Source organism: Micromonospora rubida (assembly GCF_009908295.1).
Classification (GTDB): domain Bacteria; phylum Actinomycetota; class Actinomycetes; order Mycobacteriales; family Micromonosporaceae; genus Micromonospora; species Micromonospora rubida.
The window spans coordinates 374442-388744 of record NZ_JAAALO010000001.1; the positions used below are offsets into that span (position 1 = coordinate 374442).

At 71.7% G+C, this 14303-nt stretch carries 13 protein-coding genes; 4 read left to right on the forward strand and 9 right to left on the reverse strand.

The window, feature by feature from the left end; translation table 11 throughout:
* Window positions 1-336 precede the first annotated feature (336 nt).
* From GVV04_RS32605 to GVV04_RS01580, 4 genes are all read right to left on the reverse strand, one after another.
* Window positions 337-582 (reverse strand): transposase family protein, encoded by a 246-nt coding sequence (locus GVV04_RS32605; RefSeq protein ID WP_328822149.1) that lies wholly within the window; start codon window positions 580-582, stop codon window positions 337-339.
* A gap of 251 nt (window positions 583-833) precedes the next feature.
* Window positions 834-1172, reverse strand: a complete 339-nt coding sequence (locus GVV04_RS01570) for a YrdB family protein (protein ID WP_161683934.1) — start codon at window positions 1170-1172, stop codon at window positions 834-836.
* A 5-nt stretch (window positions 1173-1177) separates the two neighbouring features.
* Complete coding sequence (locus tag GVV04_RS01575) at window positions 1178-1681, reverse strand: SRPBCC family protein (protein WP_161683935.1); 504 nt, start codon at window positions 1679-1681, stop codon at window positions 1178-1180.
* A 44-nt stretch (window positions 1682-1725) separates the two neighbouring features.
* Window positions 1726-2076, reverse strand: a complete 351-nt coding sequence (locus GVV04_RS01580) for a hypothetical protein (protein ID WP_161683936.1) — start codon at window positions 2074-2076, stop codon at window positions 1726-1728.
* Between the two features lie 70 nt (window positions 2077-2146).
* Between GVV04_RS01580 and GVV04_RS01585 the strand changes: the two genes are divergently transcribed.
* The gene (locus GVV04_RS01585; protein WP_201752783.1) at window positions 2147-2620 is read left to right on the forward strand and encodes a MarR family winged helix-turn-helix transcriptional regulator; all 474 of its coding nucleotides are present in this window, start codon (window positions 2147-2149) and stop codon (window positions 2618-2620) included.
* 306 nt (window positions 2621-2926) lie between these two features.
* Here the strand turns inward: GVV04_RS01585 and GVV04_RS01590 are convergent, their stop codons facing one another.
* Window positions 2927-4522 (reverse strand): cellulose binding domain-containing protein, encoded by a 1596-nt coding sequence (locus tag GVV04_RS01590; RefSeq protein ID WP_161683937.1) that lies wholly within the window; start codon window positions 4520-4522, stop codon window positions 2927-2929.
* A 475-nt stretch (window positions 4523-4997) separates the two neighbouring features.
* Here GVV04_RS01590 and GVV04_RS01595 point away from each other — a divergent pair, with 475 nt between their 5' ends.
* A complete protein-coding gene (locus tag GVV04_RS01595; RefSeq protein ID WP_161683938.1) occupies window positions 4998-6710 on the forward strand; it encodes a DEAD/DEAH box helicase in 1713 nt (570 codons plus the stop codon).
* A gap of 109 nt (window positions 6711-6819) precedes the next feature.
* On the opposite strand, the gene GVV04_RS01600 is transcribed toward GVV04_RS01595, so the two are convergent.
* Both GVV04_RS01600 and lon read right to left on the reverse strand, forming a co-directional pair.
* Window positions 6820-7191, reverse strand: a complete 372-nt coding sequence (locus GVV04_RS01600) for a DoxX family protein (RefSeq protein WP_161683939.1) — start codon at window positions 7189-7191, stop codon at window positions 6820-6822.
* A gap of 123 nt (window positions 7192-7314) precedes the next feature.
* Complete coding sequence (gene lon, locus GVV04_RS01605) at window positions 7315-9645, reverse strand: endopeptidase La (protein WP_161683940.1); 2331 nt, start codon at window positions 9643-9645, stop codon at window positions 7315-7317.
* A 493-nt stretch (window positions 9646-10138) separates the two neighbouring features.
* Here lon and GVV04_RS01610 point away from each other — a divergent pair, with 493 nt between their 5' ends.
* On the forward strand, window positions 10139-10486 hold the full coding sequence (locus GVV04_RS01610) for a histone-like nucleoid-structuring protein Lsr2 (RefSeq protein WP_161683941.1): 348 nt from the start codon (window positions 10139-10141) through the stop codon (window positions 10484-10486).
* 1442 nt (window positions 10487-11928) lie between these two features.
* Here GVV04_RS01610 and GVV04_RS01615 read toward each other — a convergent pair.
* Complete coding sequence (locus GVV04_RS01615; RefSeq protein WP_161683942.1) at window positions 11929-12822, reverse strand: PDDEXK family nuclease; 894 nt, start codon at window positions 12820-12822, stop codon at window positions 11929-11931.
* Window positions 12806-12988: a hypothetical protein gene (locus GVV04_RS01620; RefSeq protein WP_161683943.1), complete on the reverse strand. Its 183-nt coding sequence runs from the start codon at window positions 12986-12988 to the stop codon at window positions 12806-12808. The genes GVV04_RS01615 and GVV04_RS01620 overlap by 17 nt, the downstream gene beginning before the upstream one ends.
* A gap of 24 nt (window positions 12989-13012) precedes the next feature.
* Between GVV04_RS01620 and GVV04_RS01625 the strand changes: the two genes are divergently transcribed.
* The gene (locus GVV04_RS01625) at window positions 13013-14155 is read left to right on the forward strand and encodes a DICT sensory domain-containing protein (RefSeq protein WP_328822151.1); all 1143 of its coding nucleotides are present in this window, start codon (window positions 13013-13015) and stop codon (window positions 14153-14155) included.
* Window positions 14156-14303 lie beyond the last annotated feature (148 nt).

Sequence of the window (14303 nt, forward strand, 5' to 3'; positions counted from 1 at the left end):
GGGGTGGAGCTGAACGGCCGGGGTGGGTGCGGCACCCCGGCCGTTCGCCCGGGCCTCGATTCCGATCGGAAGAGGCCCTTGTCCCAGTTTTGCCGAAGCCAGCCGATCCCGCAGCCCCCTCCGCCGACCCGGAAGCCGACGGGGTCGGGGCCGCCAGGACGGTGCCGAGGATCAGGCCGACGGAGCCGGCAGGCTGTGCGCCTCGAACCGGACACCCGCCGCCGCCACGGCCGCCACCGTCGGCGCGAGCTGCCGGTCGTACACCCGGGTGGCGTCGTTGACACACATTTGTGAGTCGCGCTCGCCGCAAGTTCGGGTCAAGTGCCGGGATGGAGATCATGATGGCGTTGCTGCGCCTTCGTAGCCGGCATCGGCCAGGGTCGGTAACCGCAGTTCGGAAGCTGCCCAGTACAGGGCGCCTGCGACGTTCAGTCGTTGGGCGCAGGTCAGGTCGTGGAGTTGTCCGGGCATCGCGTCGGAGGTCCAGATCGGTAACCCGTCCGGGCACGGCACGGCTTGGATGTTCGCGCCGAAGTCACGGTGCTTCCCGGAGTACCAGCCGTCGATCGTGTTGCCTTTCACGCTGAGGGTGGTCCGGGGCGGTCGGTGTTGAACAGTTTCCCGTCGAGGATGACGTGGCAGGCACCCACCCTGCACGACGCGCTACGCCGGGGTCGCCGCTGACGGCTGGTCACCCGCGAGGACCCGCACGGCCTCGGCGAGATATCGGTAGGCGGTCGCTCGCGAGATCCCGAATCCCGCTGCGAGGGTGGCCTTGTCCTCGGCCTTGCCAGCCGGCTCACTACCGCTTCCGCGACCGGGTGGCGGCCCGTTCATGGCCTATTGGCGACAGCGATGGCGATGTTGATGATCACGACGGCCGCCAATACGGCCGCCCAGCTGCGATGGCCGAGACTTGCCAGAGCCGCCACGGCGATGGCGAACACCAGCGCTTTGACGCTCACAACGCCGGCGAGAGGAAGCGTGATCCAGGCCCGTGGAGCGGCGAAGGCCGCCCAGGTCACCGCAGCCAGTAGCGGGGCGCCAAGTCCTAGCGCCGCCGAGGTGGGCAGACCGTAGCCGCGGGTGAATCCCCAGCGGGCCAGGACCGCCAGCATGATCAGCTCCAGCGCGAACGCCAGCAGGTCGTTCACTTGGATCAGTAGCCGCATGGCGCTCACCGGGCCTGGTTGATGTGGAGGTTCTGCGCGACGCGTTTGATGCCCTCTGCCCAGGCCACCAGCGCTTCCTGCAGCTTGGCGGTGTCGAAGAACAGGCCGAGGAGCGGTCCAGCCATGGACTCGTGTATCTCCAGGTCAGTACCGGCGTCGGCCCTGCGCTGCAACTGGTGCCGGTGGACGGCTCGGGCTCCGAAGCTCACCCCGGTCCAGCTCAGCTCCGCATCGGGACGGACCACTGCGAACCGGGATTCGATCTTCGCTTTGCCGTTGGTCCACGAAAACGGTGTGTCCGGCGCGACTGCCCCGATCATCGTCACGTCGCGGATCGTCGGGTCGATGCGTGACCACGTCGCCGGAGTGGCTAGGACGTGCCAGACCGTGCGGACGGGCGCGTCGATCATGACGATCTGAGAGGCCTTCACGGCCGCGTAATCGTCGATGCGGCCCTGCTTGGCGTAGTGCTCGTGCAGGTGGTCGAGCGACGGACCGGAGTACAGCAAGGATCTCAACATGGCAAGCCTTTCAGGGACGGATGGACCGGCTTTCAGCGGATGAGGAGCCACCAGGCCGAGCCCAGGTGGATAGCTGCGGTGACGCCCGCCGAGATCGCCATGCCGGCGACACGTCGTCGGATGCCCAGCGCCGAGTCGGCGGCCTGGACGAGACCGGAGGTGATCAGCAGCGGAAGGATCGCGGCCACATTGCCGGTGGCGAGCGTGACGATCGTGGCGATACCGAGCGGCACGGCCCGGACGCCGTAGGCATAGGCGTAGTACGTGAGACCTCTCGTCAGGTGCTCGCCACTCGCGAGCAGCAGCGGCCTGACAAGGCCGACGATGCCGAAGACAGCGGTGAGCAGCGCGCACAGGGCGTTGACGAGCACGACAACAGTCATCGAGACTCCCCAGTTCTAGCCGAGAATCGTTCACGGCCTGAATGAATACCGGGATGCTAGCATTCACAACGTGAACGATGTCAAGCTGTCGACCGGCCTGCCCGAGACCGTGACCTTTCAGCTCGGCACGCTGGGAGCGTTGATCGCCGAGCGGTTTGCCAACGAGATCGCGGTGTACGCCCTCAAGCCCAAGCACGTAGGACTGCTGACTGCGCTCATCCACGCCGGCGCCGCCTCCCAGCAGGAGCTGGCCGCCAAGCTCATGGTCGCCCCCAGCCTGGTGGTGTCCCTGGCGGACCATCTTGAACAGCTCGAGGCAATCAGCCGAGTACGAGATCCCGGAGATCGACGCCGCCAGATCCTCAAGCTCACCGACGAAGGCGCCCGTCTGCTGACCCGATGCGAGAACATTGCTCGCACGATCGACGACGACCTGCTAGGTCCGCTCCCCGGTCGCCAGCGCACGGCGCTCCGTCACGCCCTTAAAGCCCTCGCCGCACAGAAGGGGCTTCCGATCACATCTTCGAGGAAGGACGCTACATAGCGCGAGCGGCCCTGCGAGACCAGGCCGGCCTCGATGACACCCGACTCGGCACCGCACTGCTGTCATCAGCGCCCGTCCAGCAGGAGGGGTGTTCCGGCAGGAGAGCTTCGCGTACGGGTTCTGCGGCCCCGGGCGTGGCCCGCGCGCACAAATCGGCCCGGGGCGCGGAGGCGCGCGCCGCCCGGCCCCGGCCCCGGCCGGGCGGCGGGCGGCGGGCGGCGGGAAAGTCGGTGGTCCCCGGCCGGTTCGGCCGGGGACCCCGTGGCTGGTGCGGGCCTCCCCCTCGGGCCGCCCGCACCGGACGTGTCAGCTCTTGGCGCAGCCGACGCCGTTGAGGCTGAAGGCGGTCGGGACACCGTTGGTCCCGGGAGCCGAGGTGGCGGAGAAGCCGAAGTTGACGGTGCCACCGGCGGCGATCGTGGGGTTCCACGACGCGTTTCGGATGGTGACCTGCTTCCCGGACTGGGCGGCCTCCCCGTTCCAGATGTTGTTGATGGTCTGGGCACCGGGGAACGAGAAGGTCAACGCCCAACCGTTGACCGCGCTGCCGGCACCGTTGCGGATGGTGACGTCGGCGTTGAAGGTGTTGCCCCAGTCGGACAACACATACCGCACCGTGCACGCGCTGGGCGGCGTGGTGGGCGGCGCCGTCGGGGAAGCCGTCGGGCTCGGGCTGGTCGGTGACGCGGTCGGTCCAACCGTGGGGACCGTGCCGCCGCTCTTGGCGACCATCCGCTCGGAGTGGGCACGGAACACGGCCAACTCCGGATCGCCCTGGGTGACGCCGAACTTGCCGTCGATCTCGCGATCGGCGTACCACCAGAACGCGCTGCCGTCGCCGCCGGCGGCCTCGAAGTCGACGAAGAGCTCCCGCCACCATGCGGTCCGGTCGACGTTGTGCGTGTTGAACTCGCCCATGAAGAAGGGCTTGCCGACCAGGTTGTGTGAGTCCGAGATCCACCGCCGGACCAGCGCCTTGGTCTCGGCGAGGTCCAGGTCGGCCCACGACTCCGTCGGGTAGGGATGGGCGGAGGTGAAGTCGATGTACGGAGACTGGTGGACGTACACGAACGGGTTGCCCTCGTCGCCGCCGAACCCGTACCGCGTCTCGTGCGCCTCCAGGCCGGTGCCGAGCAGGTGGTGGGGGTCGATGCCCTTGACGAAGGCGCCCATCTCGTCGACCCAGGCCCGCAGGGTGGTGCCCGTGGTGTTCTCGTTCGGGGTCTGGTCCTGGTAGCGAGGCTCGTTCATCAACTCCCAGGCCAGGACGGTCGGCTCGTCCTTGTACCTGACGCCGCTGTAGTGGTTGACGCGGTTCAGGACGTGGCTGACGTAGTTCTTGTACGAGGTGAAGCAGCCAGGGCACTTGGACTTGTTGAAGAACTGACCGCGTCCGGGGTGACCACCGGACAGGCCCTCCCACTGGAGGCGACGGTCGATGCCGCCGTATGCCTCCCAGTAGTTCTCGAAGACCGGAACGAGCCGGATGTTGTGTGCCTTCGCCGACTGGATGACGTAGTCGAAGAGCGCGAACTGCTGCTCGTTGTAGATGCCCTCGGCCGTCTCGAACCCGTGCCAGCTTTCCATGCTGAACAGCCAGGTCCGCACCACCGTGACCCGATCCGCACTCATCCGGGCGAACTGGCCGTCGATGCGAGCCTTGTCCATGTACTGGTTCTCGGTCTCACCCGATCCGCTGCCGTAGGTGAACAGGTCGTACGTGTTCGTCCCGGCGAAGTAGAACGCCTGGCCGTCCAGACAGAAACGGATGCCGCACCGCTGGACGAACGGCGACGCCGCCGCCTGCGCGCCGGGGCCCACCGCGAACACGCCGATCGCGGCCAGCAGAGCGCCGAGGAGTAGACCTACGAACAGTCCTGGGCGGGATTTCTTCCTGGGCATGCTGAACTCCCAACCATTCGGGAACGCTGAACTTGTCGCGGCCAGGCCGGGCCGCTCGGGCGATGACCACAGGGAGGGGCCCCTGGGCCGGGGCTACGGCCGTTGGCCGCCCGAGCCGGGCGGCAGGTGGCCGTTGCGCCGAGGGAGGAGCGATACGCGGCCGAGTCCGGCCCGATGCAAGACATCGATCGTGCTGGTTGCCCGGTCAGCCCATCAAAGCACTGAACCGATTAAGTTACAAGACTGTGAACCGGGGACGGCGATCTGGCCGCCTTCGCCGCGACCGTGGCGTTTGCCCTACTGGACCGCGTCGCCGATTGTTAACCGATTCAGTTGCTCTTCCGGTGGCAGGGACGGTGCCATGCCAGCGGGCTGGTCGCGGCACCCCACCGGCCGTCGCCCGCGACACAGGCCGAGAAAGCCGGTTGTGCCGGTCGCCCGAGCACGCCTCGAGGGGTGATGAAAGGCTTGTCCCATGAGCTCCGCACCAACACCGACCGACCCGACCGCCACGCCCAGCACCGACGAGGCGACCGCCTTCACGGATCTCGGGTTGCGCGCCGAACTGCTCGGCGCCCTCTCCGCCCTCGGCTACGAGGAGCCGACCCCGATCCAACGGGAGGCCATCCCTCCCCTGCTGGCCGGTCGGGACCTGCTGGGCCAGGCGGCCACCGGCACGGGCAAGACCGCCGCGTTCGCGCTGCCACTGTTGCAGGGACTGCCGGACCGGCGCCCCGGCGGGGACCCGGTGGCGCTGGTGCTGGTGCCCACCCGGGAGCTGGCGGTGCAGGTCTCCGAGGCGTTCCACCGGTACGGCAAGGACCTCGGCACCCGGGTGCTGCCGATCTACGGCGGGCAGCCGATCGGCCGACAGCTACGCGCCCTGGACCTGGGCGTGGACGTGGTGGTGGCCACCCCGGGGCGGGCGCTGGACCACATCGCCCGGGGCACCCTGCGGCTGGGTGAGCTGGCCACGGTGGTGCTCGACGAGGCCGACGAGATGCTCGACATGGGCTTCGCCGAGGACATCGAGGCGATCCTGGAGCACGCCCCGGCGCAGCGGCAGACGGTGCTGTTCTCGGCGACCATGCCGTCGCGCATCGACGGGATGGCCCGCCAGCACCTGACCGACCCGGTGCGCATCCAGATCGGCCGGGAGCAGCCGGTGGCCGGCGAGGCGCCCCTGGTCCGGCAGAGCGCGTACATCGTGGCGCGGGCACACAAGCCGGCGGCGCTGGGCCGGGTGCTGGACGTGGAGTCGCCGACCGCGGCGATCGTGTTCTGCCGCAGCCGCGAGGAGGTGGACCGGCTCACCGAGACGATGAACGGCCGGGGCTACCGGGCCGAGGCGCTGCACGGCGGGATGAGCCAGGAGCAGCGGGACCGGGTGATGGGACGACTGCGCGCCGGCACCGCCGACCTGCTGGTGGCCACCGACGTGGCGGCCCGGGGCCTGGACGTCGAGCAGCTCACCCACGTGGTCAACTACGACGTGCCGTCGGCCCCGGAGTCGTACGTGCACCGGATCGGTCGGGTGGGCCGGGCCGGCCGGGAGGGCGTGGCGATCACCCTCGCCGAGCCGCGCGAGCACCGGATGCTCAAGACCATCGAGCGGGTGACCGGGCAGCGGATCGCGATCGACAAGATCCCGACGGCGGCCGACCTGCGCACCCGACGGCTGGAGCTGACCCAGGCGGCGCTGCGGGAGTCGCTGCTGGAGGACGACCTGGATCCGTTCCGGGTGATCGTGGAGTCGCTGTCGGACGAGTTCGACCTGATGGAGGTCGCCCTCGCCGCGGTGAAGCTGGCCCACGAGGCCGCCTCGCCGGGTTCGGACGACGACGAGGAGGAGATCCCCCAGGTCGCGGTCCGCCCGCAGCGGGAGACCCGCCCGGGGTACGAGGGGCGCGGCGGCGACCGTCGCCCGGCCCGGCCCCGGTCGGGGAGCGCCACGCAGGTGTTCATCGGGCTGGGCCGACGCGCCGGGGTGCGCCCGCAGGACCTGGTGGGGGCGATCACCGGAGAGACCCGGGTGAGCGGCCGGGACATCGGCTCGATCGAGATCGCCGACCGGTTCTCGCTGGTGGAGGTCCCGAACAGCGCGGTCGACGAGGTGATCGCCGCGCTGCGCGGCAGCACCATCAAGGGCCGCAAGACGACGGTACGCCGGGACCGCGACCGCCCCTGACCTCTTGATCGAATCGGCGTCGGTGACCATCGCGGCCCCCGCGTTCCAGGGCACCGCCAGGTCACCGACGCCGAGTTGATCCGCCGCGACGCGGGGCGGCCGGGTCAGGTCAGAACGCGTATGAGCCGAACCTGCCCCAGGCGACGACGAGCGCCGCGACCAGCAGCACGGCGGTGAACGCCGCGCCCGGGTACTCCTTGGCCCGGGCGTGCACGACGACGGCGCCGGCCATCACGATCGCCGCGCCCACGGCGGCCAGCGGGGTCAGCACAGTGGCGATGCCGGTGACGGCCGGCAGGATCAGGCCGACGGCGGCGAGCACCTCGAGTGCGCCGAGCGTCTTCACGGCGGGCTCGGGCACGCCCTCCACCCAGCCCATCCGCTCGCGCAGCTTCGCCTTGGGTTGGGCCACCTTGGTCAGCCCGCCCACGGCGAAGACCACAGCGAGCAGGATCTGCAGGATCCACAGGACGGTGTTCATGAGGGTGCCTCCGAAGGGCTGCCGCCCACCCGGGCGGGTAATTTACTTGACCGCCTTGGCCGGGCCCGCGTTGACAGAGGTCCCCCGCCGCGTGAAGCGATGACAGGGGACCTCTGTCGCCCCTCAGGCGGCCGTCAGGGTGGGGCCGGTGAGGGTGTCGGCGTCGGCCGGGCGCAGCGCCAGGGCGAGCACGTCGGCGACGTCGGCGAGGGTGTGCACGGTCAGCGCCTCCCGTACCTCGGTGGGCAGGTCGTCCAGGTCCGGCTCGTTGCGGGCCGGGATGATCACCTCGGTCAGACCGGCCCGGTGCGCCGCGAGCAGCTTCTGCTTCACCCCGCCGATGGGCAGCACCCGGCCGGAGAGCGTCACCTCGCCGGTCATCCCGAACTCGGGCCGCACCGGCCGGCCGGTCACCAGCGAGGCCAGCGCCGTCACCATCGTGATGCCGGCGCTCGGCCCGTCCTTGGGCACCGCGCCCGCCGGAACGTGCAGGTGGATCCGCCGCCCGGCGAGGGCGTTCGGGTCGATGCCGAGCCGACGCCCGTTGGAGCGCAGGTACGACAGCGCGATGTGCGCGGACTCCTTCATCACGTCGCCGAGCTGACCGGTGAGGGTCAGCCCCGGCTCGCCCTCCATGCTGGTGGCCTCGATGAAGAGCACGTCCCCGCCCGCGCCGGTGACCGCGAGGCCGGTGGACACGCCGGGCACCGCCGTCCGCTCCGCCGACTCGGGGGTGAACCTGGGCCGGCCCAGGTAGCGGGCCAGGTTGTCGGTGCCCACCCGGACGGGCGTCGGATCGGCCGCCAGGGCGACCGCGACCTTGCGCAGGATCTTCGCCAGCGCCCGCTCCAACTGCCGGACGCCGGCCTCCCGGGTGTGCTCCCCCGCGATCCGGGCGAGCGCGTCGTCGGCGATGGTGACCTCCTCGGCGGTCAGGCCGGCCCGCTCCCGCTGCCGGGGCAGCAGGTGGTCGCGGGCGATGGCGACCTTCTCCTCCTCGGTGTAGCCGTCCAGGGTGACCAGTTCCATCCGGTCCAGCAGTGGGCCGGGGATGGTCTCCACCACGTTGGCGGTGGCCAGGAACAGCACGTCGGACAGGTCGAGGTCGACCTCCAGGTAGTGGTCGCGGAAGGTGTGGTTCTGCGCCGGGTCGAGCACCTCCAGCAGGGCGGCGGCCGGGTCGCCGGCGTAGCCGACCGCGAGCTTGTCGACCTCGTCGAGGAGCACGACCGGGTTCATCGAGCCGGCCTCACGCAGCGCGCGGACGATCCGGCCGGGCAGCGCGCCGACGTACGTGCGGCGGTGGCCCCGGATCTCCGCCTCGTCGCGTACGCCGCCGAGGGAGACCCGGACGAAGTTGCGGCCGAGCGCCCGGGCGACGGACTCCCCGAGGCTGGTCTTGCCGACGCCGGGAGGGCCGGCGAGGGCGAGCACCGCGCCGGAGCCACGCCCGCCGACCACCCCGAGGTTGCGCTCGGCCCGCCGGTTGCGCACCGCGAGGTACTCCAGGACGCGGTCCTTCACGTCGGCCAGGCCGGCGTGGTCGGCGTCGAGCACGGCGCGGGCCGCGGCCAGGTCGGTGTTGTCCTCGGTACGCGTGTTCCACGGCATCTCCAGCACCGTGTCCAGCCAGGTGCGGATCCAGCCCGCCTCCGGGGAGGCGTCGCTGGCCCGCTCCAGCTTGCCGACCTCGCGCAGCGCCGCCTCGCGGACCTTCTCGGGCAGCTCGGCGGACTCGACCCGGGCCCGGTAGTCGGCGGAGCCGTCGGGCTCGTCCTCGCCGAGCTCCTTGCGGATGGCGGCGAGCTGCTGGCGGAGCAGGAACTCCCGCTGGGACTTCTCCAGCCCCTCGCGGACGTCGCTGTTGATCTGCTCGGTGACCTCCTGCTCGGCCAGGTGGTCCTTCACCCAGCCGACGAGCAGTTCCAGCCGGGCGGTGACGTCCGGCGCGGTGAGCAGTTCGGTCTTCTGCGCCAGCGTGAGCCAGGGAGCGTAGCCGGCCGCGTCGGCCAACTCGGAGAGGTCGGTCATCCGCTCCATGGCGTCGACGACCTGCCACGCGCCGCGCTGCTGGAGCACGGACGTCATCAGGGCGCGGTACTCGCGGGCGAGTTCCCGGGCCCGGCCGGTGGGGACGGTTTCGGGCAGTTCGGTGGCTTCGACCCAGAGGGCGGCGCCGGGTCCGGGTACGCCGGAGCCGATCCGGGCCCGGGACAGCCCCCGGACCACGGCGGCCGGCTCGCCGCTGGGCAGTCGGCCCACCTTCTCGATGGTGGCGACCGTGCCGACGGGGCCGTACTCGCCGTCGATGCGGGGCACGGCGAGGAGTTGCTTGTCGCCGGTGGCGCGGGCCGCGTCGACGGCCGCCTGGGTGGTCGGGTCGAGGGTCACCGGGATGACCATGCCGGGCAGCAGGACGGCGTCGGTCAGTGGAAGTACCGGAAGAGTTGCCATCGAACACCTACTATCGCGTCGGGTTGAGCCTGACTCACTCAAGTAACAAAGCGTTCCCCTTGTTCCGAAGCGTGACTCAGGACACTCACGCGGCCGGTCGGGGCGGCACCGGCGCAGGTCCCGGGAGCGGGTCCCCCGCGCCGACGCGGGGCGTCCGACGAGGAGCGACGCCAATCCCCGCACCCGATCGCGGCCGGGCCGGCACCCGCGAGATCTTCGGGAAACCGCCTGCTGCCGAAGGGAAGGCGTGGCGGATGACGACAACACCGCCGCCGCGCCGGCCACGGTGTCGGGCCGAATCGGGAGGCCTGTCCCGCCGGGCCTCGGGCCTGCTCAACCGCTTGAGCGGCACCAGCAAATTCCACCGGCCGAGCGGGATTCCAACCCACGTAACTCGACTCGCCGAATGCAGAACCGGGCATATTCTTGCGGAATTGCCAGTTGATACGTCAAACTCTTAGCACACCCCGTCCCACACAAGGAGTAATTGGCGATGGCTCGGAAAGTAATCACCGTTCTGACTGATGACCTCGACGGCGGGAAGGCGGATCGGACCGTCGAGTTCAGCCTGGACGGCGTGGCGTACACCATCGATGTCTCCGACGAGAACGCCGGCACCCTACGCAAAGCGCTCGACCCCTACATCAACGCCGGCCGGCGCATCGGTCGGGGCCCGGTCGAGACCGGCCGGACCGCCCGCCGCCCCGGAAGGGCCCCGGTCTCCGGAATGGACCGCGAGCAGAACCGGGCCATCCGGGAATGGGCCGCCAACAACGGCCACGAGATTTCCGACCGCGGGCGCATCCCGGTGTCGGTCGTCGAGGCCTACAAGAACCGCTGATCCCACGGCGGGGCCGCGATCCGAGGATCCCGGTCACGCCGTGGCGGCCAACACCCACTGGCCCCTTTCCGGTCGCATTTCCACGGCACCGGCCGGCTCCGGAGCCGAGCCGAGCCGAGCCGCCCCGCGACCCGGCCGGCCAGCTACTTGGCCGTCCCCCGGCCGGTCAGCGCACCCGGCCGATCGGCGTCGGCTCTTCCCGCCGTACCGAACCGCCGGTCCGCCGAGGTGACGGCCACCCGCGCCGTCCCACGTCCACCGGTCCGGCCCCGCAGGCACCGGCCCCGCCGGTGCCCGGACCGCGTGACGGGTCGCCCGGGGGCGATCGCCCCCGGGCGACCCCGGATCTTCCCGACGGGCGGCGGCGGCGCCGTGTGACTCAGTTGACCTGGACCCGCACACGTCGAAGGCGGGGTCCGGTCGGCCCGTTCCGCCATCGCGATGCGGTGCGGGCGCCATCGGCCCGGACCGCGCGCTGGGCGGCTCCGGGCTCGCGCTGGGCGGCTCCGGGCTGCGGCAGGCCGCGGATCCGGATGATCACGGCCCGGCTGCGCGCCGCCTGACCGGTGGCGAGAAGCCGGTCCCGCACCAGGTTTCGGGGGCGTCCGTCAGCTGAAGCGCCTGACAACGCTGAACCCGCTTCGAGAACTGGGGATCAGCAGCGACGGGTTGTTGGCCGCCGCGCCGGCCCCGCCGAACGAGGTGCTGACGCAGCGATTACCGATCTGAAAGCCGTCGTACGGCTGAAGCGGTTGTTACCGCAGCCCTTCGCGAGGACCTCCAGCCCGCTACCAGCCGCCGTTCTCGCCGCCTCCGTTCTGGCCGCCGCCGTTGTTCCCGCCGTGCTGACCGCACTTGTTGCCGATTCCGCCGAAGGCCGCGAGCGAGCCGACAACGGCCAGCAGCCTCCTGCTCCGCCGATACCGGCCTACGGCGTGCCCGGGCGGACCTGCGCGTCGAATTGCTCCCCTTCTCGATCCGGTGGCCGCCACGTGGCCCCGCCGGACCGATCAATTCGGGTGGGACGCCTCGGTGCGGATCGCTGCGGCCGTGCGGGCACATGTCGCTGGTCGTCGACGATGTGCTTTCCGCACCGTCAGCAGCCACGCCCGCAGACGCGGTGGCGAGAGAGATCCTGTCCATTTCCGCTGGAGTCGAGGCCGTGCCGCGAAGGTTCGACCCGGATATGGGAATTCTGCGGGAGCGGCCTTCCGGGGAAGCAGGGTCATTGCGTTGTCGCGGGTGCGGTCCCTGGTCGGCCCGGGGACCGTGGCCGGGCAGAGCTGTGGGCAAGGCGGTCGATGCCGTGGGCGGGGCGCGGTCGGTGCCGTGGACGGCTGGCGACGAGGCATACGACAACGAGCGGCGCCCACGCCAGGCCCCCAGACCTCCCGATCGAAGCGCTCCCGCCCGACCTCGCAATCGCCCTGCTCCAGGGGGCGTCAGTCCGCGCAGAGGTGATCGAAACCGAAGCCGTTCCGCATTTCGTCACGGCGTGCCCGCAGCCGGCGGATGTCCCCGTCGAGCTGCTCGCGGGCCACCAGCTCCGGCTCGTCGCCGTCGAGGCCACGCAGCCGCTCGCCCACCGCCACGGCGGCGAGATCCTCGGCGAGCCGCCCCGGCTCCACCCCGCAGGAGAGGCGGTGTTCTGACACCCGCACCCGTTCCACCAGGCACCGACCGGGACGCACCTCGACCCAGCTCCAGCCCTCGGCCGCGCCGTCCGCCCAGCACACGTGCAGGCCCCGAACGATCGGGTCGACCAGCCGACGGGAGACGTAGGCCTCCACGGCTGCCGCCCGGGCCAGGGCACCGAGGTCGTTGACGTGCCCGCTACGCCCGTCCGGCAGCCGGCCGACGATGTCCCGGAAGGCGACCGGCGTGGCCTCCCCGGGTTCGGTGTGTCCCGGGTCGGACCGGACGGCGTCGGCGTAGGTGCGCGCGTCGATGACGTACTCGACGATCCGCCGGCCATGGTCGGCGGCGCGCAGGGTGGGCGAGGCGATTCGCAGCACCGCCAGGCCGACCGCCGCGCACACGGCGTCCTTCATCCGCTCGGCGCGCTGGGCCGGCGACCCGGGCGGCACCGGCGGCCCGACCTCGACGGCGAACAGCGGGTAACCAGTAGGTGCGGCGCACACCACGTGGTCGAAGCACTCCCGGCCGGCCGAGCTCCACTGGTGGCCGGTGACCCCCGGCGGGCGGCCGTGCAGCAGCTCGCCGAGCCGACGGGCGGCGTACACCACCTGGCCGCCCCGGGCGAGGGCCGGGCCACGGCCGGTCGACGCCGCGACGGGGCGCAGCAGGGAGCCGTCGTCACTACCGGTACTCGTCATCCGCCTTGTCCATCCGTCGGGCCGTCGACCGGCCCGAGTCTAGGCCGTCGATCACGATTCCCACCTCGCCGGTGCGGCCTGCGCCCGGCCGCCGGTCGGCCCGGGTACGCCCCCCGGACGCTCCCGCCACGGCGCCGGCGGGGCGGGGCCGGCGGAAGCGGTCCATGGTCCGATTCTCTAGGCTCAGCGGGTGCTGCACAGTGGACGGCCCCCGGAACTCATGACCAAGCGCAGCCTCGTCGCCGTCTCCCACGCCATCGAGTGCGCCGCCCTGGCCACCGCCGAGGACGGGCCGCTGGTGGTCATCGCGCTCTTCCAGCGGATGCCGTACCTCGACCGGGAACGGGCGGTCTACGAGCGGATCGCCGCCTCGGGGGCGGTGACGGTGGTGGGCGTGGTCGGGCAGCGTCCTTCGGGGCTCCCCGACGGCGCGTACGCGGTGGCCCTGGAGGAGACCGAGGACCTCGCGCGGGAGTGGAGCGTGCTCGCGCTGACCCCCCGGTTCGGCGCGGCGCTGGTCGCGTACGACCGGGCGGAGGTGGAGCCGGCGGCCACGCTGGAGGCCGGCCGGCTCTTCGACGGCCAGTGGTGTTTCCGCCGCGACGAGGCGCTGCACCAGGTCCTGCGGCTGCGCGACCGGTTCGCCGACCGGCTTCCCGACCCGGTCCGCGCGGCCGTGGACGACGTGCTGGCCCGGGTACGCGATCTGCCCTCGACGCCCGGCGAGACACGCGGCGAGGCGGCACTGCGGCTGATGTTCTCCCGCGCCGAGCGGGCGGCCCGGAACCGCTGGGCGACCGGGTCGGGGCCGGGTGACCACGGCCGGGGCGCCGAGGCGGGAGCCGCCGAGGGCGCCGCCCCGCTGCTCGACGAGCCGGGGATGCGGCGGTGGACGGGCGCGGACGGGATCACCGCGTCGGGCACGCTGCCGGTGGCGCTGATCGGCGTCCGGGTGGACGAGCCGGCCGGCGCGCCGGAGCGCTTCGGCCGGCGCAGCGCGGCCCGCGAGGCGCAGGCGGTGATCGGGGCGGTGACCGCGCCGCTGCGCCCGGTGGACCGGGCCGTACGCCTGTCGGACCAGGAGTACCTGCTGTTGCTGCCGGCGCTGACCGAGGAGCAGGCGGTGATGGTGGCCGGTCAGGTGCACGAGGCGGTCGGCGGCCTGGTCCGGTCGTACCCGTTCGTCGCGTTCGCGGTGCACGCGGCGGTCACCGTGACGGCCCGACGGCCGCTGCCCGTGGCCGACGTCCGGCACGCCGTCGGGTGGGCCGCCCAGGAGGGCGTGCCGGTGGCCCGGCTGGCCCCCGAGACGGCCGAGGTGCCCGTCGGGTAGCGACGGGGCGACCAGATTGTCCCGCTCCTCCTGCGGGCGGTCGAGCAGCTCGTTGAGCAAGCGCATCGGCTCAGGGTGACCGGATCGTGGGGCACCGAACCGTTGTGTTTCCCGGCGTCGGGACCGCCAGCAGACTGAGCCGCAAGGC

Coding starts and splice junctions, on each gene's coding strand:
- GVV04_RS01570 (WP_161683934.1), bottom strand. CDS start 1,172: ATGCGGCTACTGATCCAAGTGAACGACCTGCTGGCGTTCGCGCTGGAG.
- GVV04_RS01580 (WP_161683936.1), bottom strand. CDS start 2,076: ATGACTGTTGTCGTGCTCGTCAACGCCCTGTGCGCGCTGCTCACCGCT.
- GVV04_RS01590 (WP_161683937.1), bottom strand. CDS start 4,522: ATGCCCAGGAAGAAATCCCGCCCAGGACTGTTCGTAGGTCTACTCCTC.
- GVV04_RS01595 (WP_161683938.1), top strand. CDS start 4,998: ATGAGCTCCGCACCAACACCGACCGACCCGACCGCCACGCCCAGCACC.
- GVV04_RS01600 (WP_161683939.1), bottom strand. CDS start 7,191: ATGAACACCGTCCTGTGGATCCTGCAGATCCTGCTCGCTGTGGTCTTC.
- lon (WP_161683940.1), bottom strand. CDS start 9,645: ATGGCAACTCTTCCGGTACTTCCACTGACCGACGCCGTCCTGCTGCCC.
- GVV04_RS01610 (WP_161683941.1), top strand. CDS start 10,139: ATGGCTCGGAAAGTAATCACCGTTCTGACTGATGACCTCGACGGCGGG.
- GVV04_RS01615 (WP_161683942.1), bottom strand. CDS start 12,822: ATGACGAGTACCGGTAGTGACGACGGCTCCCTGCTGCGCCCCGTCGCG.
- GVV04_RS01620 (WP_161683943.1), bottom strand. CDS start 12,988: ATGGACCGCTTCCGCCGGCCCCGCCCCGCCGGCGCCGTGGCGGGAGCG.